Raw genomic sequence first — 23321 nt, 5'->3', positions numbered from 1 at the left:
AGCGGTATGCCCGTGGTTTCGGCCGCCTCGCATGCCCGGCCGCGTCGCAGTGAGGATGTGCCGTTGCCCGGGCGGGGTCAGGCGGGGGCGTCCTCGCGGGTGGCCTCGTCGAGGTCGGCCAGCATCGCCTCGGCGTCGGCGACGACGTCGGACAGGGCGTGCCGGACGCCGTGCAGCAGCCAGCGGGCGAGCGCGAGCTCGCCGACGAGGAGCGCGCGGTCGACCAGCCGGGCGTCGTGCAGCTCGGTGCGCCGCAGCTGGTAGGCCTCCATGATCGAGTCGACCGAGTCGGGCGGGGCGGCGACGAGCAGCCAGGCGAGGTCGTCGGCCGGGTCGGCCACGCGGGCGTCGGACCAGCCGCTGATCGCGGTGACGCGCCCGCGGGTCACGAGCATCTGATCGGTGGCGAGGTCGCCGTGCACCACGACGGGCTGGAAGCGCCACAGCGCGACGTCCTCCAGCGCGGCCTCCCAGCGGCGCAGAAGCGTGGGCGGCACCTTGCCGGTGGCCGCGGCCTCGTCGAGCTCCACGAGACGCCGCTCGCGGTACTCGGCGGCGGTGTACGAGGGCAGCCCGCACGACTCGACGACGGATGCCGGCAGCTCGTGCACGGCGGCGAGCGTGCGGCCGAGGTCGGCGGCGAGCCCGGGGCCGGGGCGCAGTGCCTCGAGGTCCAGCGCGGCGCCCGTCACGTGCCGGTGCACGACGGCGCGCCCGCCTTCCGGCAGCAGCGCGTAGCCGGCCACCTGCGGCACGGTGAACGGGAGCACGCCGGCGTCGACGTACAGGTGCAGCGCCTCGAGCAGCTCGATCTCGGCCTCGAGGGCGGCGCCGGCAAGCGTGGTGCGGGGCGCGCGCACGAGCCAGTCGACGCCGTCGTCGGCGGTGACGACCGCGGCGTCGTAGTCGCCCGGCAGGTCCTCGGGGCGGACCGAGTGGGCGTCCAGGCCCGGGACGGCGGCCGTCGCGAGAGCGGCGAGAGCGAGTGGACTGCGTGGCACCCGCCCACCGTAGACGCTCGCGGGGGCCGCCCGGGGGCACCGCGGCGCGCGTGTCCGTCGCCGCGCCGGGCGAGTTCCGGCCGCATGCCGGTGCCGGCCGGCCGGGGCCGGGCACGGCCATGACCGGAGCGGGCGCGGGTACCGTCGAGGCGTGACTGCACCCTCCTCGCTCCCCGACCTCTCCTACACCCGCGCCACCCACGACCGTGCCGCCGGGCGGCGCGTGGAGCCGGGACTGGTCCCGGACCTGCTCGCCGACGCCGCGACCCGGGTGGTGCTGGTGCTCCGCGGCCGGGTGGCGGTCGACGCCGCGGGCGACCTCCTGCTCACCGGCCCTGCTGGCGTTGCCGGCCTCGCGGCCGAGGCGGAGCGGCCCGAGGGTCACGCGCCGGGCCACCGCTGGCTGTTCCTCGGCGAGGAGGACGGCGGCGGTCTGCTCGGGCTCGTGCTCCCGGACGAGGCGGACGCCGACGCCGTCGGCATCGAGGGCGTCTCTCCGGCGACCCCTGCGACGCGCCTCGCCCGCGAGCACACCTGGGCCGGCCTGCGCGACGTCGGGGGCCGGCCGCACGACGCGCTCGCCTCCGAGGCGGTCGCGCTGTCGGCGTGGCACGCCTCGCACGAGCGGTGCCCGCGCTGCGGGGAGCCGACGGTGGTCGAGCAGGCGGGCTGGGTGCGCCGCTGCGTGGCGCAGGACGTCGAGATCTACCCGCGCACCGACCCCGCCGTGATCATGGCCGTGGTGGACGACGCCGACCGCCTGCTCCTGGGGCGCGCGGCGCACTGGCCCGAGGGGCGCTTCTCGACGCTCGCCGGATACGTCGAACCGGGAGAGGGGCTGGAGCAGGCCGTGCGGCGGGAGGTCGCCGAGGAGACGGCGGTCGTCGTCGGCGACGGCCCCGACGACGTCGTGTACCGCGGGAGCCAGCCGTGGCCGTTCCCAGCCTCGCTGATGCTCGGGTTCCGTGCCCGGGCGGTCGCGACCGACATCGAGGTGGACGGCGCCGAGGTCACCGCCGCGCGGTGGTTCACCCGCGCCGAGCTCGCCGACGAGGTCCGGGCCGGCGCCGTGGGCCTGCCGGCGCGGCCGTCGATCGCCAGGGCGCTCGTCGAGGAGTGGTTCGGGGGCGAGCTGCCCGGCTGACCGCGCTGATGACCTGCCGGTGACCGTGCCGGGCGTCAGGACGCGAGCCGCGCCTTGACGTCGTTCAGCGACGGGTTGGTCGCTGCGGTGCCGTCGGGGAAGACGACGGTCGGGACGGTCTGATTCCCGTCGTTGACCTGCTCCACGTACGCGGCCGTCCCCGGCTGCTCCTCGATGTCGACCACCGTGTACCCGATGCCCGCGGAGTCGAGCTGAGTGCGCAGCCGGCGGCAATAGCCACACCACACGGTCGAGTACATGGTGACGGTGCCCGGCGCGGGGAGCTGGGGGGTGACGATAGTCATGGGGGTCCTTCGGGGAGTCGGCTGGGGACGAAGGGAGCGCGTTGTCGGCGACGGCTGCGAGAATCGCAGACGATGCCGACAGCTACCAACTCCCCGTCCGCCCTGCTTCATCCCGACGCGATCCTCGACGCGCTCGATCCCGAGCAGCGCGAGGTGGCGCTCGCGCTCACCGGGCCGGTGTGCGTGCTCGCGGGCGCGGGCACGGGCAAGACGCGGGCGATCACGCACCGCATCGCCTACGGGGTGCGCTCGGGTACCTTCAAGCCGACGTCCGTGCTCGCGGTGACGTTCACCGCCCGGGCGGCGGGAGAGATGCGCACCCGGCTGCGCGAGCTCGGGGTCGCGGGCGTCCAGGCCCGCACGTTCCACGCGGCCGCGCTGCGCCAGCTCGGCTACTTCTGGCCGCGCGTGGTGGGCGGCGCCCCGCCTCGGATCCTCGAGCACAAGGCCTCCGTGGTCGCGGAGGCGAGCCGCCGCATCGGGGCGAGTGTCGACCGGGTCGCGGTGCGCGACCTGTCGTCGGAGGTGGAGTGGGCCAAGGTCTCCCTCGTCACCGCCGAGGACTACGTCCGCGCGGCGGCGGCCGACGACCGCCCCTCGCCGTCGGGCTACGACCACCAGACAGTGGCCCGGCTCATCACCGCGTACGAGGACGTCAAGACCGAGCGCGGCGTCATCGACTTCGAGGACGTCCTGCTCATGCTCGCCGACATGCTGAACTCGCACCCGCAGGTCGCGCAGGAGGTGCGCTCCCAGTACCGGCACTTCGTCGTCGACGAGTACCAGGACGTCTCGCCGCTGCAGCAGTTCCTGCTGGACCAGTGGCTGGGCGGGCGCAACGAGCTGTGCGTCGTCGGCGACCCGTCGCAGACCATCTACTCCTTCACGGGGGCGACGCCGCACTACCTGCTGGACTTCACGCGCACCCACCGCGACGCCCAGGTGGTGCGCCTGGTGCGTGACTACCGCTCGACCCCGCAGGTGGTCCACCTCGCCAACGAGGTGCTGCGCCGCGGGCGGGTGCCGGGCGCGCTCGAGCTCGTCGCGCAGCGCCCTGCGGGCCCGCCGGCCGGCTTCACCGCGTACGACGACGACGACGCCGAGGCCGTCGGGATCGCCGCGCGGGCCGGCCGGCTGATCGCGGGCGGAGTGCGGCCGAGCGAGATCGCCGTGCTCTACCGCACCAACGCGCAGTCCGCGGCGTTCGAGTCGGCGCTCGCCGACGCCGGGATCAGCTACCTGGTCCGCGGCGGGGAACGGTTCTTCCAGCGCAAGGAGGTCCGCGACGCGATCGTGCTGCTGCGGGGCGCGGCGCGGTCGTCCGACCCGGACCAGCCGATGCCCGAGCAGGTGCGCGACGTGCTGACCTCGGCCGGCTGGTCGGAGCGGCCGCCGGCCGCCCGAGGCGCGGCGCGGGAGCGCTGGGAGGCGATGCAGGCGCTCGTCGGGCTCGCCGACGACGTCGTGGCCGCTGGCACCACGGAGGCCCCGGCCACCATGGCGACCCTCGTCGGGGAGCTCGAGGAGCGCGCGTCGGCGCAGCATGCGCCCACTGTCGAGGGGGTCACCCTCGCGTCGCTGCACGCGGCGAAGGGGCTCGAGTGGGACGCCGTCTTCCTCGCGGGCATGAGCGAGGGGCTGATGCCGATCTCGCTCGCGGACACGGACGAGGCGGTGGCCGAGGAGCGCCGGCTCCTCTACGTGGGGGTGACCCGCGCCCGGGAGCACCTGGAGCTGTCGTTCGCGCGGTCCCGCAACCCGGGAGGCCGGGCCACGCGCAAGCGCACGCGGTTCCTGGACGGGCTGTGGCCGGACGACCCGTCGGCGCGCGGCCGCTCCCGCGGTGCGCGCGGCCAGGCTCGGCAGCAGCTGACGGGGGATCACGACGTCGCCCTCTTCGACGCGCTGCGCGAGTGGCGTCTGTCGGTGGCGCGGGAGACAGACAAGCCCGCGTTCACCGTGCTGGGGGACGCCACGCTCGCGGCGATCGCCGAGCTCAAGCCCACCTCGGTGGCCCAGCTCGCCCGCGTCAACGGCGTCGGGCCGGCGAAGATCGATCGCTACGGGCAGGCGATCCTCGCGATCGTGGCCGACTCGATCGGCTGATTCCCGCGGCGGACGGGCGGATGTCGGGGTCTCGAGCATTGCCCCGAGAAATTGGTCGAAGAAAAATCAGATAAAAGATGTGGCGCCCCGGACGGGGGCGTCTATGCTCGGAGAGTCCCAGACGGAGTGGCGTCTGCCGAGAGGCGGATCGTCCGAGAGCAGTGAGGAGGTGGGTGCAGAAATGGACACGATGACTCAGATGATGAAGGTGAACGCGTCTGTCGGCGCGCCGGGGCACATGTCTGCCTATGGCGAGCTGATCGCAGTCGTCCCGTTCCGTGCGCGGAAGCACGGAGCAGGCCTCGTCGATCTCCACATCGCACCCGACTCCGCCCCCTGGAGCCCACCGGTTTAGGTACCGGTCCAGGCCGCGGAGTCCCACCGGGACCCGCGGCTTTCGTCTTTCCGCCCAGGGAAGAAGACCTCACCAGGTCGCACGAGCCGGCCCCCTGACTCCAGGGGACCACCGCAGGTCCTGAACACCGACGTTCACATCAACACCCAGGACCTGACGGAGGAACTCGTGCGTCTCGCACAGCTGTTGGACGAGCGGCTGCTCGACACGACCCCCCAGGGCGGATCCGGCCCCTGGACACCCCATCAACCCCTCACGCAGAGCCCGGCCGAGGTGGCCGAGCTCGACCGCCAGTTCGCTGCGCTGCTCCCGTGCCGCACCAACGACCCGGAGCTGTGGTTCGCTGAGCACACCGCCCAGGTCGAGGAGGCCAAGGCGCTGTGCCGCAGCTGCCCGCTGCAGGCCGGCTGCCTCTCCGGTGCGCTCGGGCGGCAGGAGCCCTGGGGCGTGTGGGGTGGTGAGGTCTTCGTCGACGGAAAGGTCGTCGCCCGCAAGCGCGGACGCGGCCGGCCCCGGAAGTCGGAGACTGTCGCAGCATGACCGCCGGCGTTGCCGGACAGAGAACCCGGCTCGCCGAGATAGAGAACCCCGGACCGCGAGATAGAGAAGCTCGGACGCGACCGCACTCAGGTGCGGCTTCGTCCGAGCTTCTCTATCTCGCGGTCCGGGGTTCTCTATCTCGGCAGTGCCGTGCAGCTGCAGCCCGGGTGGGGTGCGACCTCGCGCACCCGCGGGACGGCCTCGGGCAGCGCCACCTCCAGGACCCGGCCCACGGCCGTAGGCGTGGCGCCGTCGATCAGCGCGAGCACCTGCCCCGCGGCGAGGGCGGCACCCGTCGCGGCGAGCGTCGTCTCGTGGGCCGCGACGTCCGTCGCGCCCCCCGTCAGGGCGGCGACGACGTACGGCCAGCGGTGGTCGGTGTCGGTGGCGTGCCGGTCGCAGCACCCGACGCACGCCGACCGCCCGGGCAGCACCAGGGGGCCGACCACCACGTCCGCCTCGCGCACCACGACGGGCAGGTGCGGGACGGCCGCGCCGAGCAGCCGCTCGTAGCGCGCCGGCCGAGCGGCGTGGGACTCCAGGACCACCACGACGTCGAGGGCTCCGGCGTCGTCCAGCTCCGTGTTGACGCGCAGGCGCGGGTGCCGCCGCCGCAGGAGCGCTGCGACGGCGTTCTCCCGGGGCCGGCCGACGTCCTCGGGTCCGTACCCGCCCAGCCCGAGGTCGCCGACGTGCACCGGGTCGCGGTCGTCCAGCACCAGCGTGCCGACCCCCGCCGTCGCGAGATGCTCGGCCAGTGCTGCGCCGAGCCGGCCCAGTCCGTGCACCCCCACGGTGGACCGGTGCCGACGCTCGAGCGTTGCGGCACCGGCGCCGTCGGGTCGCAAGGCACCCAGGACGGCGACGTCGGGCGACCAGCCCGACGGCTCGGCCCCGCCGCGCCGGGCCGACGCGGGGCGGACCAGGAAACCGCCGTCGACCAGGACGCGGACGATGTCCGCCTGCCGCTCCGGGCTCACGCCCCAGTGCCGCGCACTCCGGTCGAGCGACCGGTGCCTGCGCACCCCGACGTCGCGCAGCCAGCCGGCCTCGTGGTCGGCGAGGCCGGCCAGGACGAGGCTCCACCGCGGGTCGGTGCCGAGCTGGACCTCCCCGTCGCCGTGGCCGAGCACGGGCGTGGCGGGGCGCAGGGCGAGGCGCTGGTCCGACCCCGCCTCGGGGTTCTCGGCATCTGCCATGCGGTCACCCTGGCACGCGCCCCGCGGAGCCCGAGGCCGTCGTCCACAGGGCTCAGGGGGGCCTCCGTACCACCCGGTTCGTGTGGTGTGACACACAAAGATCATGAATCCCCGGTACGGTCGTGCCGTGGCCCACGACACCATGACGTCGGTGGAGGTCCGGCGAAGCCGTCGACGGACCGCCACGGTCAGCGCGTACCGCGACGGGGAGCGCACCGTCGTGGCCATTCCCGCGCGCTTCTCCCGCGCGCAGGAGCGCGAGTGGGTCGCCAAGATGCTCGCGCGGCTCGAGGACAAGGAGCGCCGGCGCCGGCCGTCGGACGCCGAGCTGGTGGAGCGGGCGCGGGAGCTGTCCGAACGGTATCTCGACGGACGAGCCCGGCCGACCAGCGTGTCGTGGTCGCCCCACCAGGGCCGGCGCTGGGGATCGTGCACCCTCGTCGACGGCTCCATCCGGATCTCCACGCGCGTGCAGGGGATGCCGGAGTGGGTGCTGGACTACGTGCTGCTGCACGAGCTGGCGCACCTGCTGCACGCGGGCCACGGCCCCGCCTTCTGGCAGCTGCTCGAGGCCTATCCGCGCACCGAGCGGGCGCGCGGCTTCCTGGAGGGGGTGTCGTTCGTCCAGGACGACGGCGGCGCGACGCCCGCCGCCGCGGGCGACGACACCGCTGGTTGAGCCTGTCGACACCGCTGGTTGAGCCTGTAGACACCGCTGGTTGAGCCTGTCGACACCGCTGGTTGAGCCTGTCGAAACCCCGTGAAGTGGGCTCGACAGGCTCGACCGGCTCGACCGGCTCGACCGGCTCGACCGGCTCGACCGGCTCGACCGGCTCGACCGGCTCGACCGGCTCGACCGGCGGCTGGTCAGCGGGCCGGCGTGTCCCCGTCGTCAGACCCGTCCGTGTCCGCCTGATCTGCCGACTCGAAGATCTGGGCCAGGGCCGCGTCGACGTCGGACTGCTCGTCCGCCTGCTCCGCCCGCCGCGAGAAGTAGCCGGCGGGGTCGTCGAGGTCCGCAGTGCCGGGCAGCAGGTCGGGGTGGTCCCAAATTGCGTCCCGGGCCTCGGGCCCGCCCTCGGCGAGGACGTGGGCGAAGAGAGCGGTGGCGTCGCGCGAGCGGCGGGGCCGCAGCTCGAGCCCGACCAGGGTGGCGAAGGTGCGCTCCGCGGGCCCGCCCGCCGCCCGCCGGCGCTGGATCATCTCGCGCAGGGGGTAGGCGTGCGGCAGGTGCGGCAGCGCCGCCGTCGCCGCGACCTCCGTGACCCAGCCCTCCACGAGTGCGAGCGCGGTCTCCAGACGCAGCAGGGTCGCCTCCTGCTCGGGGGTGTGCTGCAGGCCGAAGACCCCGCCGGTGAGGGCCCCGCGCAGGGCCTCCGGGTCGCTGGGGTCGATGTCGCGCACCTGCTGCTCGAGCATGTCCAGGTCGATGGTGATCCCCCGCGCGTACTGCTCCACGAGCCCGTGCAGGTGCGCGGCGAGCCACGGCACGTGCGTGAACAGCCGGGCGTGCGCCGCCTCGCGCAGGGCGAGGAAGAGGCGTACCTCCTCGAGCGGCGCGTCCAGACCGTCGGCGAAGGCGGCGACGTTGGTCGGGACGAGCACGGTGGCGGGCTCGGACAGCAGCGGGACTCCGACGTCGGTGGCGCCGAAGACCTCGCGTGAGAGCGTGCCTGCCGCCTGCCCGACCTGCATGCCGAAGACGGCCGAGCCGAGGCGCCGCATCATCTGGGTGGGGTCGAGGCCGCCGCCCAGGGCCCCGACGGGCAGCCCCGGCAGCGCGGGGGTCCCGAAGTCGTCCGACTCGCCGAGCTCGCCGGGGAGCTGGTCGCGCAGCACGGTCGCGAGGGCGTCGGCCACCGACGCCGCGACCGGGGCGACCAGGCGGTCCCACGCCGGGAGCGTGGCCTCCACCCACTCCGAGCGGCTCCAGGCGTGCGTGCGGCCGCCGGCGGGGGGCAGGTCGGTCACCGCGTCGAGCCATAGCTCGGCCACGCCGAGCGCGTCCGTCGCGGCCTTTGCCTGCCCGCCCGTGAGCGACGGGTCGCCTCCGGCGATCGCGGCCTGGCGCGCCACGTCGTGCGCGACGTCGGTGTTCACGGGCCCGTCTCCGGAGGCCGAGAGCAGGCGCTGCACCTGGGTGAGCACCTGCTGCATCGTCGCTGGGTCCGGGGCGCCCCCGGGCATCCCTGCCAGCGTCGCCGGATCGATGCCCTGGGCGCGCATCTGGTCGAGCACCTCGTCGGTGCGCTCGCCGAAGAAGCCCTCGAGCATGGCGTGCAGCATGCGTTCGCGCTCCTCGGCACCCTCGGGGTCGTCGGGAAGGTTGCTCATGCGGGCTCCTCGGCTGTACGTCTCGGCTGAAACGTCTCTGCTGAACGTCTCGCGGCCGTCGGTCGACCGGTTCACCGTAACCACCCTCGACGTCCGCCCGGGCCGTCTGGTTCCGCCAGTTCGCTCTGGGCGCAGATCTCCCGAGGCACCCTGAGTCACGGGCGTCGGAGCGCCTGTGCCCGGCCGGCGTCGGCGTCGTGACCGGCGCGCGCCCAGGAACGTCGGCGATGATGGATCCGTGACCTTCGACCGCGACATCCTCGCGCCCGACGACCCCTCGGCCGCGGAGGCCGACGTCCCGACGCCGCGGGCGTCGCGGCGCAGCGTGACCCTCGGCATCTCCCTGCTGGTGACCGCGCTCCTGGCCGCCGTGCTCCTCGTGCTGCCCGCGCCGTACGCGATCCGGGCGCCCGGGCCCACCGAGGACACCCTCGGCCTGCAGGGGCAGGACGTCTCGGGCGACGACGTTGCCTCGGGCGGGCGGAGTGCCACGGCGCTGCCCGTCGTCGAGATCGACGGGGCGGAGACGTTCGACGTCACGGGGGAGCTGCGGCTCACCACGGTCTCGGTGTACGGCGGCCCGGGCGGCGACGTGCTGCTGGGAGACGTCCTGTGGGGGTGGGGCTCGCGCGAGCGCTCGGTGCAGCCGGTGGAGGCGATCTTCCCCGAGCAGACCACTCAGGAGGAGCAGCAGCAGGTGGGCCAGGCGCAGATGGCCGGCTCGGAGTCGTCCGCCACGGTCGCGGCGCTCACGGAGCTCGGCTACGACGTGCCCGCCACGCTGACGGTCGCGGGCACCGCGCCCGGGTCGGGCGCGGAGGACGTGGTGAAGCCGGGTGACGTGGTGCGCAGCCTCGACGGGCACGCGGTCACGACGCACCAGGAGCTGCTCGCGGACCTCGACGCGGTGGCGCCGGGTGACGACGTCACGCTGGGGGTGGAGCGCGACGGCGAGCCCTTGGACCTGACGGTGACCACGGCGGAGGGCGACGGGCGCGCCGCCCTGGGCGTGTACCTCGACCCGAAGTACGACTACCCGGTCGACGTGTCGATCCGCCCCGGGAACATTGGCGGCCCGAGTGCCGGCACCATGTTCGCGCTCGCGATCATCACCAAGCTGACCCCGGAGGACGAGCTCGACGGCGCACGCGTCGCGGGCACGGGGACGATGAGCGTCGACGGTCAGGTCGGGCCGATCGGCGGCATCCAGCAAAAGCTGTTCGGGGCGGTCGAGGACGGCGCGGACTGGTTCCTCGCCCCCGCGGACAACTGCGACGAGGTCAAGGGACACGTGCCCGACGGCCTGAACGTGGTGCGGGTGGCCACGCTCGACGACGCGCGGGCGGCCGTCGAGGCGATCGGCTCCGGGAAGGGCGCGGAGCTGCCCACCTGCGCGTAACCCTCCCGTGAAGGGCCCGTTCCCCCACCAGGGTGCGAAGCGTGGGAACCTGAGGGATGACAGGGACGTTTCACCAGACGTCCGCCCGTCCCGAGCACGAGTGAGGTGCCCGCACCGTGTCTTTCGCTGCCCCACCCCGTCGACGTCCCGGCGGTCCGCCGGCCAAGCGCCGGCGTAGCCCCCTGGCGATCACGCTGGTGGTGATCGCGGCGATAGTCGTCGCGCTGCTCCTGCTCGCGCAGTTCTGGACCGAGGTGATGTGGTTCGACGCGATCGGCTTCAGCAACGTGATCTGGACGGAGTGGATCACGCGCGGCGTCCTGTTCGTGCTGGGCTTCCTGGTGATGGGCGCGGCGGTGTTCTCCTCGTTCGCCGTCGCCTACCGGGTGCGCCCGGTCTACGCGCCGTCGACGCCGGAGCAAGCCACCCTCGACCAGTACCGCGAGGCGATCGAGCCGCTGCGGCGCGTCGTGACGATCGCGGGCCCGGTCGTGGTCGGATTCTTCGCCGGCGTCGCGGCGTCGGCGCAGTGGCGCGGCGTGCTCCTTGCGCTGCACCCTGCCGAGTTCGGCAAGGACGACCCCCAGTTCGGTTTCGATCTCGGGTTCTTCGTCTTCACGCTGCCCGCGCTGCGGTTCGCCGTGAGCTTCCTCATGGCGGTGGTGATCATCGCCGGCATCGCGGCCCTGGTCACGCACTACCTGTACGGCGGGCTGCGGCTGGGACCGGTGCCCGCGGGCACCCCGCGCACCACTCGCGCGTCCCGCGTGCACCTCGCCGTGCTCGGCGCTGTGCTCATGGTGGTGATCGCCGCCAACTACTGGCTCGACCGGTACTCCCTGCTCACGTCGACCAACACGAAGTTCGACGGCGCGTCGTACTCGGACGTGCACGCGGTGATCCCGTCGAAGGAGATCCTCACGGGCGTGGCCGTGCTCGTGGCGCTGCTGTTCGTGCTCGCGGCAGTGCGCGGCACGTGGCGCCTGCCGGCGATCGGCGTCGGCCTCATGGTCGTGTCGGCGATCGCGATCGGCGGGATCTACCCGGCGGTGGTGCAGCGCTTCCAGGTGCAGCCGAACGCCCAGGAGCTCGAGGCCGACTACATCCAGCGCAACATCGACGCTACGCACTCGGCGTACGGCCTGGACGGCATCGAGACCGAGCCGTACGACGCCACCACGGAGGCGGAGGCCGGCGCGCTGCGCGAGGACGCGGACACCACGGCGTCGGTGCGTCTGCTCGACCCGCAGGTGGTCAGCCCGTCGTTCCGGCAGCTGCAGCAGAACAAGCAGTACTACGACTTCGCCGACAACCTCTCGGTGGACCGGTACGACATCGACGGCGAGTCCCGCGACACCGTGATCGCGGTACGCGAGCTGAACCTCGCCGGGCTGGGCGACAACCAGCGCAACTGGGTCAACGACCACACCGTGTTCACACACGGGTACGGGGTGGTGGCCGCGTACGGCAACCAGCCGGGGCCCGACGGCCAGCCTGCCTTCTACGAGGGCGGCATCCCCACGCAGGGCGCCCTGACGGACAAGGGCTACGAGCCGCGCATCTACTTCAGCCCGTCCACGACCGACTACTCGATCGTCGGCGCGCCTGAGGACACCGACCCGTGGGAGCTCGACTACCAGGCCGACGACGAGCAGGGGGGCGAGCAGGTCAACACGGCCTTCCCGACCGAGGACATCGCCGCCGGCCCGGACATCGGGTCGTTCGGCAGCAAGCTCCTGTACGCCCTGAAGTTCGGCTCGCAGGAGATGCTCTTCTCCAACCGCGTCACCGACGACTCGCAGATCATGTACGACCGCGACCCCATGACGCGCGTGCAGAAGGTGGCGCCCTGGCTGACGCTCGACCAGGGCATGTACCCCGCGGTGGTCGACGGGCGGGTCAAGTGGATCGTCGACGCGTACACGACCACGGACGCCTACCCGTACTCCACCGGGCAGCCGATGCAGGAGGCCACGGCCGACTCATTGACGCTCGCGGCGCAGGGCGTGCCTGTGGACATGCCCCCGGAGGTCAACTACATCCGTAACTCCGTCAAGGCGACGGTCGACGCGTACGACGGGTCCGTGACGCTCTACGCCTGGGACGCCGACGACCCGGTACTCAAGGCCTGGTCGGAGGTCTTCCCGGCGTCGGTGAAGCCGATGTCGGAGATGTCGGGCGAGCTGATCAGCCACGTGCGCTACCCGGAGGACATGTTCAAGGTCCAGCGGACGCTGCTCGCGCAGTACCACGTGGAGGATGCCGGGCAGTTCTTCTCGGGCCAGGACTTCTGGGCTAACCCGACGGACCCCGTGTCCAGCGGGGACACGTCCGCGGCCAAGCAACCGCCGTACTACCTGTCGCTGCAGATGCCCGGCCAGGACACCTCGGCGTTCTCGCTGACCAGCACCTTCATACCCGGCGGTAATACCGACCGCGAGATCCTCACGGGATATCTGGCCGCCGACGGCGATGCCGGGGCCACCGCGGGCGAGGTCGCCGACGGGTACGGAGACCTGAGGTTGCTGGAGCTCCCGAGAGACTCCACGGTGCCCGGCCCCGGCCAGGTGCAGAACAACTTCGACTCGAACCCCACCATCTCCGAGCAGCTCAACATCCTGGAACGGGGCTCGTCGAGCGTCGTGCGAGGCAACCAGCTGACGCTGCCGGTGGGTGGCGGCCTGCTGTACGTGCAGCCGGTGTACATCCAGTCCGCCGGGGGCACCCAGTTCCCGCTGCTGCGCCGCGTGCTCGTGGCGTTCGGCGACCAGACCGGGTACGCCGAGACCCTCGACGAGGCTCTGGACCAGGTCTTCGGCGGCGACTCCGGCGCCAACGCCGGCGACGCCGGCGGCGAGGCGGAGACGGACGTCCCGACAGCGCCGGTGGAGGGCGGCGACACGGCTGAGCCGGGCACCGAGCCGTCGGCGGAACCCTCCACGGAGCCGAGCGACGAGCCCACGGGCGAGTCGACGCCGGCGCCGACAGGCGACGCGCAGGCGCGTCTGAACTCCGCCCTCGAGGACGCGAACGACGCCCTCGCACAGAGCGATCAGGCGCTGAAGGACGGCGACTTCACCGCGTACGGGGAGGCTCAGGACCGCCTGCAGAAGGCGATCGAGGAGGCCCTGGCCGCGGAGGAGGAGATCGGGTCCGCGGGCTGATCGGTTCGCGGTCGCACGTGGCGGGGTCGTCGGTCCATCGGACCGGCGGCCCCGCCGTCGATCTCGGGCGTTTTCGCGACCCCTTGTGTGACGTGGGTCCCATTTGCCCGAACCGACTTGGCACTCGTCCATCCGTGGCGTAATGTTCGAGGAGTCGACGCGGGGTGGAGCAGTTCGGTAGCTCGCTGGGCTCATAACCCAGAGGTCGCAGGTTCAAATCCTGCCCCCGCTACCAAAAGGGAAGGCCCGATCGGATTCGTCCGGTCGGGCCTTCGTCATGTCCGGACGGTTTCGCCTGCGCTCCCCTTGGGCAGACGCCCCGAGATGTGGCGGTCGGCTCGCTGTGGTCACGCTGAGGTGACAGCACTACGGAGCAGCCGTGGACGGAGGGAGCGCACCATGCCGCGACGGGATGCCGGGCCGAGCGTCAAGGACAAGGAGCTCTACGAGGAGCTCCGCGACGAGGGCAGCAGCAAGGAGAAGGCGGCGCGCATCGCCAACGCCGCCGCGGCCCGCGGGCGCAGCAAGGTCGGCGCCAAGGGCGGCAAGGCCGGGTCGTACGACGACTGGACGGTGGATCAGCTGCGCGAGCGGACCGCCGAGCTCGGCGTCGAGGGCCGCTCGACAATGCGCAGGAGCGAGCTGATCCAGGCCCTGCGCTCCCGCTGAGCGCCCCCGGGCCGTGGCTGTGGGATAACCCGCCCGGGGCGCGACCCGACCTCGCTACCTTCGCGTCGTCGGCGCACGCGTCGTCGGCGCACGCGTCGTCGACGACACAGTCGAAGGAGCGAGATGTCCGACCCGCCGTCGACGGGCGCGCCCTCGTCACACCCTTGCCGACCCCGCGCCGTACGGAGCCGGTGGATCCGGCTCGTGGGGTCGGGGCGGTCGTCACGCTCCTGGTGCTCGCCTTCCTGGCGTGGGTCGTGTTCGAGCCGGCGAGCCTGCGTACGCGTCCTCCCGAACCGAGGCGCTGCCGGTGGCGCCCACCGGGCGCATGATGGAGGGACCTGACGGTTCGACGGCGAGCACGCGACGATGCGAGGAGGCTGGCGATGAGGGCGACGGTGGGCGACCGGATCGTGGTGGCGTCGGGGGTGGTCGGCGGCGCGGTGCGGGACGGCGTGATCGTCGGCTGCGCACACGAGGACGGGTCGCCGCCGTACCGGGTGCGCTGGTCGGACACGGACGAGGAGACGCTGGTCTTCCCGGGCGTGGACACGGTGGTGCAGCACGACGGTGCGGACGTGGGCGGTGCGGTGGCCGCGAAGCCCGAGCCGGCCCGGGCGCTCACCTGGGAGGTGCGGGTGACGCTCATGGAGGCGTCGGGGAACACGACGGCCGAGGCGATGCTGACCCCTGGGCCGGACGTCGGCTCGCTGCGGGGCGTCGGGCACGCGCGCAAGGACCCCGACGACACCCAGATGCCCGTGATCGGGGACGAGGTCGCGGCAGCACGTGCCCTGCGCCGGCTCGCGGACGTGCTCCTGGAGCAGGCGGAGCAGGATATCTCGAACGAGACCGGGCACCGGGCGCACGTGCACCCCTGACGACCCGACCGCGGGAACCGACAACCCGGTACGCCCCGGCCTGTGACCAGCGCCATGCCCGGTCGGGGCCGCGTCGGCATAGGCTCGACGACGTCGTGTCCCGTCGTGTCCCGTCCATGGAAGGCCCCACCCGTGCGTACCCCCCGCCCCCTCGTCACGGTCGCCCTCGCTGCTGCCGTCACGCTCGGGATCACCGCCTGCTCCTCGTCGGACGACGGCGGCGACGAGTCGTCGGATTCGGCGTCTGCCGTCGACTGCACGCCCGAGGGTCTGCAGACTCTCGCGGCGGGCACCCTGACCGTCGGAACGAGTGACCCCTTCGAGCCCTGGTATGTCGGCGAGGCGAGCAGCGGGAAGGGCTTCGAGTCCGCCCTCGTGTACGCGGTGGCCGACGAGCTGGGTTTCGCGAAGGACGACGTCGAGTGGACGCCGGTGACCTTCGAGCAGATCATCAGCCCCGCCGTGAAGCCGTTCGACATCGCCGCGTACCAGACGACGATCACCGAGGAGCGCAAGGGCGCGGTCGACTTCTCCAGCCCCTACCTCACCAGCCGCCAGGGCGCCATCGTGGCCGACGAGGGCGAGTTCGCCGACGCCGCGAGCCTCGCCGACCTGACGGGCGCGAAGATCGGCGTCACCGCGACGCAGACCTCGCTCGCCGCCGCCGAGGCGGCATGGGGCGACGACGTCGACGTCACGCCGTTCAACGCCGCCGGCGACGGGATGACCGCGCTGAGCTCCGGCACGATCGACGCGATGGTGATGGATGTCGACCAGGGCGTGGCGGCGTCGACCGTCTACTTCCCGGACACGCACGTGGTCGGCACCCTGCCGCCCGTCGGCGACCCGGAGCAGCTCGGCCTGGTGCTCGACAAGGGCTCGTCCCTCACGGCGTGCGTCTCCGGCGCCGTCGACACGCTCGAGGAGAACGGCACCCTCGACGAGCTGCGGACCGAGTGGCTCAAGTCGGACGACATCGCCGAGCTCTCCTGATCCGCGCGTGAGCGACCCCACGACCGCGGCGACCGATGGCCGGCAGCCGTCGGGGAGGGCGCGCGCCCGCGAGGCCTTCCGCCGCGCCCAGCGGCGACGCGCGACCCTCGTCGCCCTCGTCGCGACCGTCGTCGTGCTGGCCGCCGTGGTGTACGTCGTGACGACGGCGCCCGGGTGGGAGCGAGCACGCGAGGCCTTCTTCTCGCCGGAACGCGCCTGGGAGGTGCTGCCCGAGATCGCCTCCGGGCTGTGGCTCAACCTGCGGGTGTGGGTCGTGGCGAGCGTCGTGGGCCTGGTGCTGGGGCTCGTCCTCGCCGTCGTGCGCACCTCCCGCATCCCGGCGCTGTTCCCGGTCCGCGTGCTCGCCGTGGTCTACGTCGACGTGTTCCGCGGCGTGCCGCTGCTGCTGGTGCTGCTGCTGGTGGGCTTCGGCCTGCCGGCGCTGCGGCTGCCCTGGCTCCCCGTGAGCGCGGCGTTCCTCGGCGGGCTGTCGATCGTGGTCTGCTACACCGCATACCTCGCGGAGATCTTCCGGGCCGGGATCGAGTCGGTGCACCCGTCGCAGGTCGCCGCCGCGCGCTCGCTCGGGCTGAGCCGCGGGCAGGCCGTGCGGCGCGTGGTGCTGCCGCAGGCGGTACGCCAGGTGACCGCGCCGGTGGCCAGCATGCTCGTGTCGCTGCAGAAGGACTCCGGCCTGATCTCGATCCTCGGTGCGGTCGACGCGATCCGGGCCGCGCAGATCGCCACCACGGGGGACTACAACTTCACGCCGTACGTGGTGGCCGGCATCCTCTTCCTGCTGGTCTCCATCCCGCTGACCCGCCTCGTCGACGCCTGGTCGGCGCGGCAGGGCTGGCGCGGCGAGCTGCGTGGCGTCAGCGGAGCGGGGGTCGTGCGATGAGCGCGCCGTCCGCCCAGGGGGCGCCGGGCGCCCCGCTCCTGTCGCTGCGCGACGTGCGCAAGTCCTTCGGCACGGGCGCCACGCGCAAGGTCGTCCTCGACGGCATCGACCTCGACGTGGCCGAGGGGTCGTGCGTCGTGGTGGTGGGCTCCTCGGGCTCCGGGAAGTCCACCCTGCTGCGGGTGGTCGACCTGCTCGAGGAGGTCGATGACGGCGAGGTGCTGCTCGACGGCGAGGACGTCGCCGACCCGTGGGTGGACGCGGACGCCGTGCGGGCGCGGCTCGCGATGGTGTTCCAGCAGTACAACCTCTTCCCGCACCTGCGGGTGCTCGACAACGTGACCCTCGCACCGCGCGTCGTGCACGGGCTCGGCCGCGCGGACGCCGACGACGCCGCGACGGCGATGCTGGAGCGCGTCGGGCTGGCGGACAAGGCGGGGGCGTACCCGGACCAGCTCTCGGGTGGACAGCAGCAGCGCGCGGCGATCGCCCGGGCCCTGGTGAACGGGCCCGAGCTGTTGCTCCTCGACGAGATCACGTCCGCCCTCGACCCCGAGCTGGTGGGGGAGGTGCTCGACCTGCTGCTCTCCCTGCGCAGCGAGGGCGTCGCCGGGCGACCGACCACCATGCTCGTCGCGACGCACGAGATGGGCTTCGCCCGCGAGATCGCCGACGAGGTCGTCTTCCTGCACGCGGGCCGCGTGCACGAGCGCGGCACCCCCGAACAGGTGCTAGGCGACCCGCGGCAGGAACGTACGCGGGAGTTCCTGCGCCGCCTGCGGTGAGGCGCCCGGCCGTCGCCTGAGCCCGCCGGCGATCCGGGGTATCACCCCCGCTCCCGCGGCCCTCCGAGGTACATGGAAGGGACGATCATGAGGCGACTGGTGCTGTGCTGTGACGGGACATGGAGCCACGCGGTGAACCCGCAGGTATCCAACATCGAGAAGCTCGCGCGCTCCGTGCTGCGCTCCGGGGGGAGCGGCGAGTCCGACGTCGAGCAGATCGTCGGGTACGTGGCGGGTGTCGGGGCCCGCGGCTACCTGATGGACCAGCTGCTCGGCGGGGCGTTCGGCTACGGCTTCGCGCGCAACGTCGTCGAGGGCTACCGCTTCCTGGCGATGAACTACGAGCCGGGGGACGAGATCGTCGTGCTCGGCTACTCCCGCGGGGCGTACACGGCCCGCAGCGTGGCGGGGATGCTGGCGCAGGTCGGGCTGATCACGCCGGAGGCGATGGACGCCGGGCTCCTGTGCGAGGCCGAGCGGGTGTACCGGCTCAAGCCGCCGCCGCCGCGCCGAGTCGCCCGCGCCGAGCGCACCGTGCAGCGCACGCGGCCGGGGTCGTGGCGCCGCCGCCGCGCCGAGGCCGTGATCCGTCGCGGTGACGACGTCCGGACGGCGAAGGAGCATTTCCGGTCCGCCAACGGACGCCAGGTGCCGGTGCGGTTCCTCGGCGTCTTCGACACCGTCGGCGCGCTGGGCGTCCCCGGGCCCTCGCGGCGCAAGAACCGGTTCCACGACGTCTCGCTCTCGGCGTCCGTCCTCACCGCGCGGCAGGCGCTCGCGATCGACGAGCGGCGCCTGACGTTCGCCCCCTGCCTCTGGACCGTGCCCGACGACGACCCGCCCGACCGCGTGCAGCAGGTCTGGTTCCCCGGCACGCACGGGGACGTCGGCGGCGGGGGGTCGCGCTGCGGCCTCGCCGACGTCGCCCTGCAGTGGATGGCCGCGGAGATGCGGGCCGTGGGCGTCCAGTTCGACGAGCACCGCCTCGCCCGACAGCTCACGCCGCGGGCCGAGCTCGTGCTGGCCCAGGCGCCGCCGTGGCCGTTCCGGGTGCTGAACACGGTCAAGCGGGTGCAGCCCGGCTACGAGGTGATCGACGGCCGCGTCGTCTTCCGCCGGGGCCTGCGCGTGCTGGCCCTGCCGTCGGTGGTGGACGGGGCCACGGGGGAGGCGGTGTCCGCCTGGCGCGACGGCGTCCGCCTGGCCGATACCGTGCTGCGGCACGTGCTGCGCGACGGCTATGCGGCGCTCGCCCCCAACCTCGGGTGGTGGATGGCCGAGGCCGGTGGCGTGGAGCGGGTGCCGGTCGAGCAGATCGCGGCGGCACGCGCCGACCTGCGGCCGCTCGTCGTGCCCGAGCGCGCGGTCATCGCGTCCGAAGAGGCTCCGCGAGCTCTACCGGTGGGTCGGTGAGGTCGGGGTCCTTCGCCAGGTACGCCTTCGCCTCCCGTGCGATGAGGCGCCGACACACGACCCGTCCGACGCGTGTCGGCGGATCGCGCAGATCAGTCGTCGTAGGTGTCCTTGACGACGAGCACGGGGACGGGGGCGTCGAGCAGAACGCGCTGCGTGGTCGTGCCGATGAGGAAGGTCCCGGCGTTCGACCGCTTGCGCGACCCGAGCACGACGAGCGTCGCTCCCGAGGCCTCGGCGGCGTCCAGGATCGCGTCCGCCGGCTCGGTGCCGGAGCTGCGGCGGGTCACCGGCTGCACTGTGACGTCCTGGGGAGCCTCGGCGAGGAGCGACTCAAGCGGGTCCTCCTCGTTCGGCGCCGCGGCGTCCGCGCGGGCCAGGTGGACCACGTGCAGGGGAAGTCGCCGTCGTGCCGCCTCCGCGATCGCGGTCCGGACGGCCGCCGCACCGTGGGGCGACGGGTTGTAGGCCACGAGCACCGTCATGGGCACACTCTCGCACATCCGTCGGCGTGGCCGCGGGTGTCCGTGACGTCCGGACCGACGCCCTGACCGGTGCGCAGGAACTCCGTCGCGCCGCCGGGCGTTGACCCAGCCATCCAGACGAAGGAGCAAGCGCGATGCAGTGTCCGCAAGATCAGTCCGTCCTGGTGATGACCGAGCGCAAGGGGGTCGAGATCGACTACTGCCCGCAGTGCCGGGGCGTGTGGCTGGACCGGGGGGAGCTCGACAAGATCATCGACCGCTCCATGGAGGCCGAGATCGCCGCGGAGGCGGGGGGCGCGAGGCCTGCCGAGACGGCCGGCCACGGCGGGCCCGCCCCGGCCGGGTACCCGGGGGCCGCGCCGTACGACGACCGGCGCCCCGACCCGCGGGGGTACGACCCGCGCTACGACGACCGCCGCCGGGACGACCGGGGGCGCGACAGCCGCGGGTACGACCCTCGGCGCGATGACTACCGCCGCAAGAAGAAGAAGGAGTCCTTCCTCGGCGACCTCTTCGACTTCTGACCGGCCGCTGAGCGCCGCGGCCTGGTGCGGCGCCCTCCGCGTCAGGCCGCGAGCTGCTCGCGCACCTGGCGCTTGGCGCGCGTCAGCATGCCCGCCATGCCGTTGAGCCGTAGCGGGCTGACGGCGCGGGTGAGGCCGATCATCAGGGGGAAGTCCTCGGGCACGTCCAGCACCTGCTGCGTCGTGAGGCCAGACAGGCCCTGGGCGAGGATCGAGGCGAACCCGCGGGTGGTCGGCGCCTCCTCAGGAGCGGTCGCGTAGAAGTGCACGACGTCGCCGTCCACCTCGGCGAACGCGCGCACGGGGGACTGGCACTCCTCGACGGCCTCGAGCAGGCCGGGGGCGCTCTCGTAACGCGGCGGCAGCCCGGGCAGCTCGTGGGAGAACTCGAGCAGCAGCTGCAGGCGGTCGCGCTCCTCCAGGGCGAGGAAGTCCTCCCGGATCTCGGCGAGCGACTCGGGCAGGGCGGGGGCGTCGGTCATGGCTCCAGTGTCTCGTACAGGGGAGATGCCGGTCGAGCCTGTCGAGACCACGCGTCAAGGGCTGACAGGGTGTCGACAGGCTCGGCCGGCGGGTGGTGGGGCGGGTCAGGCAGCCTGCTGCTGCTTGACGCTCGCGGGGACCTCGCCGGGCTCGGCGCCGGCCGCGATCGGCACGCGGACGGCGTTGCCCCACTCCGTCCAGGAGCCGTCGTAGTTGCGCACGTCGTCGATGCCGAGCAGGTAGCGCAGGGCGAACCAGGTGTGGCTGGAACGCTCGCCGATGCGGCAGTACGTGATCACGGAGTCGCCGTCCGTGAGGCCGAGGCCGCCCTCCTGGTAGATCGCCTGGAGCTCGGCGCGCGGCTTGTAGGTGCCGTCCTCGGCCACCGCGGTGGCCCAGGGCACGTTGCGCGCCGACGGGATGTGGCCGCCGCGCAGCACGCCCTCCTCGGGGTAGTCCGGGATGTGCAGGCGCTCGCCGGAGAACTCCTGCGGGGAGCGGATGTCCACCAGCGGGCCGTTGCCGAGGTGGGCCAGCACGTCCTCCTTGAAGGCGCGGAACGTGGAGTCGTCGCGCTCGACGACGGGGTACTCGCCCGGCGCGGGGGAGGGCACGTCGGTGGTGAGCTCGCGGCCCTCGGCGGTCCACAGGTTGCGGCCGCCGTCGAGCAGGCGCACGTCCTCGTGGCCGAACAGCGTGAAGACCCACGCCGTGTACGCCGCCCACCAGTTGTTCTTGTCGCCGTAGAGCACGATCGTCGTGTCGCGGGAGATGCCGCGGCTCGCGAGCAGGTCGGCGAAGCCGGCGCCGTCGAGGTAGTCGCGCTCGACGGGCTGCAGCAGGTCGGTGTGCCAGTCGATCTTCACGGCGCCGGGGATGTGCCCCGTCTCGTACAGCAGCACGTCCTCGTCGGACTCCACGACCACGAGGCCCGGGGTGTCGAGGTTCTCGGCGAGCCAGGACGTCGTGACGAGGCGCTCGGGGTGCGCGTACTCGGCGAGACGCGGCGTCGGATCGGTGGGTGCGGGCATGGGTTCCTCCATCTATCGGCGCGCATGCGCCGGTGCGTCGGGTGCGTCCGAGAGCCACTGTAGGAACCGCGCCACCTGCAGCGAAAGCGCGTGTCCATCATGTGGGACCACGATGCGAGACGACCGCTTCTCGCGGCTCGAAGTCCGGCATGTGGAGGTGCCATTCCGAGCCAGTGGTGGGCCGTGTCACCGGCTGCTAGCGTCGTGAATGCCAACGGCGGGCCCGGGCCGAGCGGACGTGAACGTCCCCGCGGTGGTCGACCTGAAGTCGATCCGACACCGGCAGCTATCTACCAGGCGGCATGAAGGACAACTCGCCTGCAGCGGCCCGCCGAGCGCCCGGTCTTCACCCGGTCCCGGTGTGGTCCCGTCGACCCGAGGTGCACCCGGGGGTCGCTGCCCGAACCGTGGAGACCCACCATGGACCGCAATGCCGTGGACACCCGGCCGGCCGGCGCCGCGGCCGAGCCGCCGGCCGCCGCATACCTCGAGCGGGCCATCACCCTCGCCGTCGACAGCGTCGCGAACGCCGGCGGCCCGTTCGGCGCCGTGATCGTCACCCGTGACGGCCGCGTGGTCGAGGGCAGCAACCGCGTCACCCAGGACAACGACCCCACCGCCCACGCCGAGGTCACCGCCATCCGGCGGGCGTGCGCAGAGCTCGGCACCTTCGACCTGTCGGGCTCCGTCCTCTACTCGAGCTGCGAGCCGTGCCCGATGTGCCTCGCCTCGGCGTTGTGGGCGCGCGTGGACGCGGTCTACTTCGCCGCGGACCGGCACGACGCCGCGTCCGCCGGCTTCGACGACGCCGCGTTCTACGACTTCTTCGCCGCTCGGCTCCAGGACCTGCCCGAGGACCGGCCAGACGGCGGGATCATGACCGTGCGGCACGAGCGCACCGGCAGCGCCCTCGCCCCCTTCGACGCGTGGCGCGTCCTCGAGACCCGCACCGACTACTGACCCGCGGCGCCCTCGTACTTCGTGCGCGGAGGAAGGACACCGATGCTGTGACGCGTCCAGGCCGGTGAGCGGCCAGCAGGCGCGCGACATCGCCGGGCTCCACGCCGGGCTGGTCCACGTGGGCGACCACCACGCGCTGCGGGCCCAGGGCGAGCGCGGTGGTCACGCCGGCACGCAGCGAGGAGGCCATGCCCGACGCCCAGTCCGGATTGTCGACGACGCGCATGCGCGGGTCGTGGAACGAGGCCTCGGCGCGCGCACGGTCTGCCTCGGCACCGAGGACCACGGCGACGGCGTCGCACCCGCCGGCGAGCAGGGTACCCACGACGTGCTCGACGAGCGGACGGCCGCGGTGGGGGAGCAGGCCCTGGGGACCGCGCCCCAGCCGGCTCCCGGCACCGGCCGCGAGGAGCACCGCGACGGCCGGCGTCCGGGTGGAGGTCGTGGGCGCGGCGGGCACCCGGTCAGGATAGGTCCCTGCGCGCGCCGTCGGTCGGGAGTCGCGCGGGCGCGAACGTGGCGAGGGGTCCGGTTTCGGAGGCCGGATCACAGTGCCGCGACCTGGCGATTTTGCCAAGACTTGGCGTCTTCATCGTCCGTGCCGGGCACCGCTATGCTCAGCCCGGCGCGACGGTCGCGCCCGACTCGA

Annotated in this window: 22 protein-coding genes and 1 tRNA gene; 15 read left to right on the top strand and 8 right to left on the bottom strand. The window is 73.2% G+C overall.

The features are described from left to right. Positions 1 to 77 precede the first annotated feature (77 nt). The gene (locus tag AC1C2V_RS01185) at positions 78 to 1001 is read right to left on the bottom strand and encodes a macrolide 2'-phosphotransferase (protein ID WP_495387746.1); all 924 of its coding nucleotides are present in this window, start codon (positions 999 to 1001) and stop codon (positions 78 to 80) included. Between the two features lie 151 nt (positions 1002 to 1152). On the opposite strand from AC1C2V_RS01185, the gene nudC reads away from it, so the two are divergent. Continuing rightward, positions 1153 to 2145, top strand: a complete 993-nt coding sequence (gene nudC / locus AC1C2V_RS01180; protein WP_495387745.1) for an NAD(+) diphosphatase — start codon at positions 1153 to 1155, stop codon at positions 2143 to 2145. A gap of 35 nt (positions 2146 to 2180) precedes the next feature. Here nudC and AC1C2V_RS01175 read toward each other — a convergent pair whose 3' ends face one another. Further along, a complete protein-coding gene (locus AC1C2V_RS01175; RefSeq protein WP_495387744.1) occupies positions 2181 to 2450 on the bottom strand; it encodes a mycoredoxin in 270 nt (89 codons plus the stop codon). Between the two features lie 72 nt (positions 2451 to 2522). Here AC1C2V_RS01175 and AC1C2V_RS01170 point away from each other — a divergent pair, with 72 nt between their 5' ends. Together AC1C2V_RS01170 and AC1C2V_RS01165 are read left to right on the top strand one after the other, a co-directional pair. Then, on the top strand, positions 2523 to 4556 hold the full coding sequence (locus tag AC1C2V_RS01170) for an ATP-dependent helicase (RefSeq protein ID WP_495387743.1): 2034 nt from the start codon (positions 2523 to 2525) through the stop codon (positions 4554 to 4556). Between the two features lie 523 nt (positions 4557 to 5079). Continuing rightward, the gene (locus AC1C2V_RS01165) at positions 5080 to 5451 is read left to right on the top strand and encodes a WhiB family transcriptional regulator (protein ID WP_495387742.1); all 372 of its coding nucleotides are present in this window, start codon (positions 5080 to 5082) and stop codon (positions 5449 to 5451) included. Between the two features lie 134 nt (positions 5452 to 5585). Here AC1C2V_RS01165 and AC1C2V_RS01160 read toward each other — a convergent pair whose 3' ends face one another. Beyond that, positions 5586 to 6650, bottom strand: a complete 1065-nt coding sequence (locus tag AC1C2V_RS01160) for a ThiF family adenylyltransferase (RefSeq protein ID WP_495387741.1) — start codon at positions 6648 to 6650, stop codon at positions 5586 to 5588. Positions 6651 to 6753: 103 nt separating this feature from the next. On the opposite strand from AC1C2V_RS01160, the gene AC1C2V_RS01155 reads away from it, so the two are divergent. Further along, entirely contained in the window at positions 6754 to 7329 is a 576-nt protein-coding gene (locus AC1C2V_RS01155) for a M48 metallopeptidase family protein (RefSeq protein ID WP_495387740.1), read from the top strand. 188 nt (positions 7330 to 7517) lie between these two features. On the opposite strand, the gene AC1C2V_RS01150 is transcribed toward AC1C2V_RS01155, so the two are convergent. Next, on the bottom strand, positions 7518 to 8984 hold the full coding sequence (locus AC1C2V_RS01150) for a zinc-dependent metalloprotease (RefSeq protein ID WP_495387739.1): 1467 nt from the start codon (positions 8982 to 8984) through the stop codon (positions 7518 to 7520). 238 nt (positions 8985 to 9222) lie between these two features. Between AC1C2V_RS01150 and AC1C2V_RS01145 the strand changes: the two genes are divergently transcribed. The 9 genes from AC1C2V_RS01145 (at position 9223) to AC1C2V_RS01105 (ending at position 19189) form a co-directional block, all read left to right on the top strand. Beyond that, positions 9223 to 10383 carry a YlbL family protein gene (locus AC1C2V_RS01145; protein ID WP_495387738.1) on the top strand — a complete coding sequence of 387 codons (1161 nt, stop codon included), beginning with the start codon at positions 9223 to 9225 and terminating at the stop codon, positions 10381 to 10383. Between the two features lie 116 nt (positions 10384 to 10499). Next, entirely contained in the window at positions 10500 to 13547 is a 3048-nt protein-coding gene (locus AC1C2V_RS01140; RefSeq protein ID WP_495387737.1) for a UPF0182 family membrane protein, read from the top strand. A gap of 158 nt (positions 13548 to 13705) precedes the next feature. Further along, positions 13706 to 13782, top strand: a tRNA-Met gene (locus tag AC1C2V_RS01135). A gap of 164 nt (positions 13783 to 13946) precedes the next feature. Next, a complete protein-coding gene (locus AC1C2V_RS01130; protein WP_495387736.1) occupies positions 13947 to 14216 on the top strand; it encodes a DUF7218 family protein in 270 nt (89 codons plus the stop codon). Positions 14217 to 14602: 386 nt separating this feature from the next. Next, positions 14603 to 15097 carry a dsRBD fold-containing protein gene (locus tag AC1C2V_RS01125; RefSeq protein ID WP_495387735.1) on the top strand — a complete coding sequence of 165 codons (495 nt, stop codon included), beginning with the start codon at positions 14603 to 14605 and terminating at the stop codon, positions 15095 to 15097. Positions 15098 to 15229: 132 nt separating this feature from the next. Then, the gene (locus tag AC1C2V_RS01120; RefSeq protein ID WP_495387734.1) at positions 15230 to 16090 is read left to right on the top strand and encodes an ABC transporter substrate-binding protein; all 861 of its coding nucleotides are present in this window, start codon (positions 15230 to 15232) and stop codon (positions 16088 to 16090) included. A 7-nt stretch (positions 16091 to 16097) separates the two neighbouring features. After that, entirely contained in the window at positions 16098 to 16991 is an 894-nt protein-coding gene (locus AC1C2V_RS01115; RefSeq protein ID WP_495387733.1) for an amino acid ABC transporter permease, read from the top strand. Beyond that, positions 16988 to 17776, top strand: coding sequence for an amino acid ABC transporter ATP-binding protein (locus AC1C2V_RS01110; protein ID WP_495387732.1), 789 nt, complete (start codon positions 16988 to 16990; stop codon positions 17774 to 17776). The genes AC1C2V_RS01115 and AC1C2V_RS01110 overlap by 4 nt, the downstream gene beginning before the upstream one ends. Before the next feature lie 72 nt (positions 17777 to 17848). Then, a complete protein-coding gene (locus tag AC1C2V_RS01105; protein WP_495387731.1) occupies positions 17849 to 19189 on the top strand; it encodes a T6SS phospholipase effector Tle1-like catalytic domain-containing protein in 1341 nt (446 codons plus the stop codon). 92 nt (positions 19190 to 19281) lie between these two features. Here AC1C2V_RS01105 and AC1C2V_RS01100 read toward each other — a convergent pair whose 3' ends face one another. Further along, a complete protein-coding gene (locus tag AC1C2V_RS01100; RefSeq protein WP_495387730.1) occupies positions 19282 to 19674 on the bottom strand; it encodes a universal stress protein in 393 nt (130 codons plus the stop codon). 134 nt (positions 19675 to 19808) lie between these two features. Here AC1C2V_RS01100 and AC1C2V_RS01095 point away from each other — a divergent pair, with 134 nt between their 5' ends. Continuing rightward, positions 19809 to 20198 carry a TFIIB-type zinc ribbon-containing protein gene (locus AC1C2V_RS01095; RefSeq protein WP_495387729.1) on the top strand — a complete coding sequence of 130 codons (390 nt, stop codon included), beginning with the start codon at positions 19809 to 19811 and terminating at the stop codon, positions 20196 to 20198. A 41-nt stretch (positions 20199 to 20239) separates the two neighbouring features. On the opposite strand, the gene AC1C2V_RS01090 is transcribed toward AC1C2V_RS01095, so the two are convergent. Together AC1C2V_RS01090 and AC1C2V_RS01085 are read right to left on the bottom strand one after the other, a co-directional pair. Further along, a complete protein-coding gene (locus AC1C2V_RS01090) occupies positions 20240 to 20680 on the bottom strand; it encodes a SufE family protein (RefSeq protein ID WP_495387728.1) in 441 nt (146 codons plus the stop codon). A gap of 105 nt (positions 20681 to 20785) precedes the next feature. Beyond that, positions 20786 to 21712, bottom strand: coding sequence for a sulfurtransferase (locus AC1C2V_RS01085; RefSeq protein WP_495387727.1), 927 nt, complete (start codon positions 21710 to 21712; stop codon positions 20786 to 20788). A gap of 420 nt (positions 21713 to 22132) precedes the next feature. Here AC1C2V_RS01085 and AC1C2V_RS01080 point away from each other — a divergent pair, with 420 nt between their 5' ends. After that, entirely contained in the window at positions 22133 to 22672 is a 540-nt protein-coding gene (locus tag AC1C2V_RS01080; RefSeq protein WP_495387726.1) for a nucleoside deaminase, read from the top strand. Here AC1C2V_RS01080 and AC1C2V_RS01075 read toward each other — a convergent pair. Continuing rightward, positions 22587 to 23087, bottom strand: coding sequence for a nucleotidyltransferase family protein (locus tag AC1C2V_RS01075; RefSeq protein WP_495388421.1), 501 nt, complete (start codon positions 23085 to 23087; stop codon positions 22587 to 22589). The genes AC1C2V_RS01080 and AC1C2V_RS01075 overlap by 86 nt on opposite strands. Between the last annotated feature and the right edge of the window lie 234 nt (positions 23088 to 23321).

This window comes from Isoptericola sp. Y541 (assembly GCF_059445465.1).
The sequence above is the reverse complement of the archived record's forward strand: the minus strand, read 5'-3'. Positions and strand labels throughout refer to the sequence as shown.

Bases quoted from the DNA above. Each gene is read 5' to 3' on its own strand.
- AC1C2V_RS01175 (WP_495387744.1), bottom strand. From the start codon at position 2,450: ATGACTATCGTCACCCCCCAGCTCCCCGCGCCGGGCACCGTCACCATG.
- AC1C2V_RS01170 (WP_495387743.1), top strand. From the start codon at position 2,523: ATGCCGACAGCTACCAACTCCCCGTCCGCCCTGCTTCATCCCGACGCG.
- AC1C2V_RS01160 (WP_495387741.1), bottom strand. From the start codon at position 6,650: ATGGCAGATGCCGAGAACCCCGAGGCGGGGTCGGACCAGCGCCTCGCC.
- AC1C2V_RS01155 (WP_495387740.1), top strand. From the start codon at position 6,754: ATGAATCCCCGGTACGGTCGTGCCGTGGCCCACGACACCATGACGTCG.
- AC1C2V_RS01150 (WP_495387739.1), bottom strand. From the start codon at position 8,984: ATGAGCAACCTTCCCGACGACCCCGAGGGTGCCGAGGAGCGCGAACGC.
- AC1C2V_RS01130 (WP_495387736.1), top strand. From the start codon at position 13,947: ATGCCGCGACGGGATGCCGGGCCGAGCGTCAAGGACAAGGAGCTCTAC.
- AC1C2V_RS01125 (WP_495387735.1), top strand. From the start codon at position 14,603: ATGAGGGCGACGGTGGGCGACCGGATCGTGGTGGCGTCGGGGGTGGTC.
- AC1C2V_RS01110 (WP_495387732.1), top strand. From the start codon at position 16,988: ATGAGCGCGCCGTCCGCCCAGGGGGCGCCGGGCGCCCCGCTCCTGTCG.
- AC1C2V_RS01105 (WP_495387731.1), top strand. From the start codon at position 17,849: ATGGAAGGGACGATCATGAGGCGACTGGTGCTGTGCTGTGACGGGACA.
- AC1C2V_RS01100 (WP_495387730.1), bottom strand. From the start codon at position 19,674: ATGACGGTGCTCGTGGCCTACAACCCGTCGCCCCACGGTGCGGCGGCC.
- AC1C2V_RS01095 (WP_495387729.1), top strand. From the start codon at position 19,809: ATGCAGTGTCCGCAAGATCAGTCCGTCCTGGTGATGACCGAGCGCAAG.
- AC1C2V_RS01090 (WP_495387728.1), bottom strand. From the start codon at position 20,680: ATGACCGACGCCCCCGCCCTGCCCGAGTCGCTCGCCGAGATCCGGGAG.
- AC1C2V_RS01085 (WP_495387727.1), bottom strand. From the start codon at position 21,712: ATGCCCGCACCCACCGATCCGACGCCGCGTCTCGCCGAGTACGCGCAC.
- AC1C2V_RS01080 (WP_495387726.1), top strand. From the start codon at position 22,133: ATGGACCGCAATGCCGTGGACACCCGGCCGGCCGGCGCCGCGGCCGAG.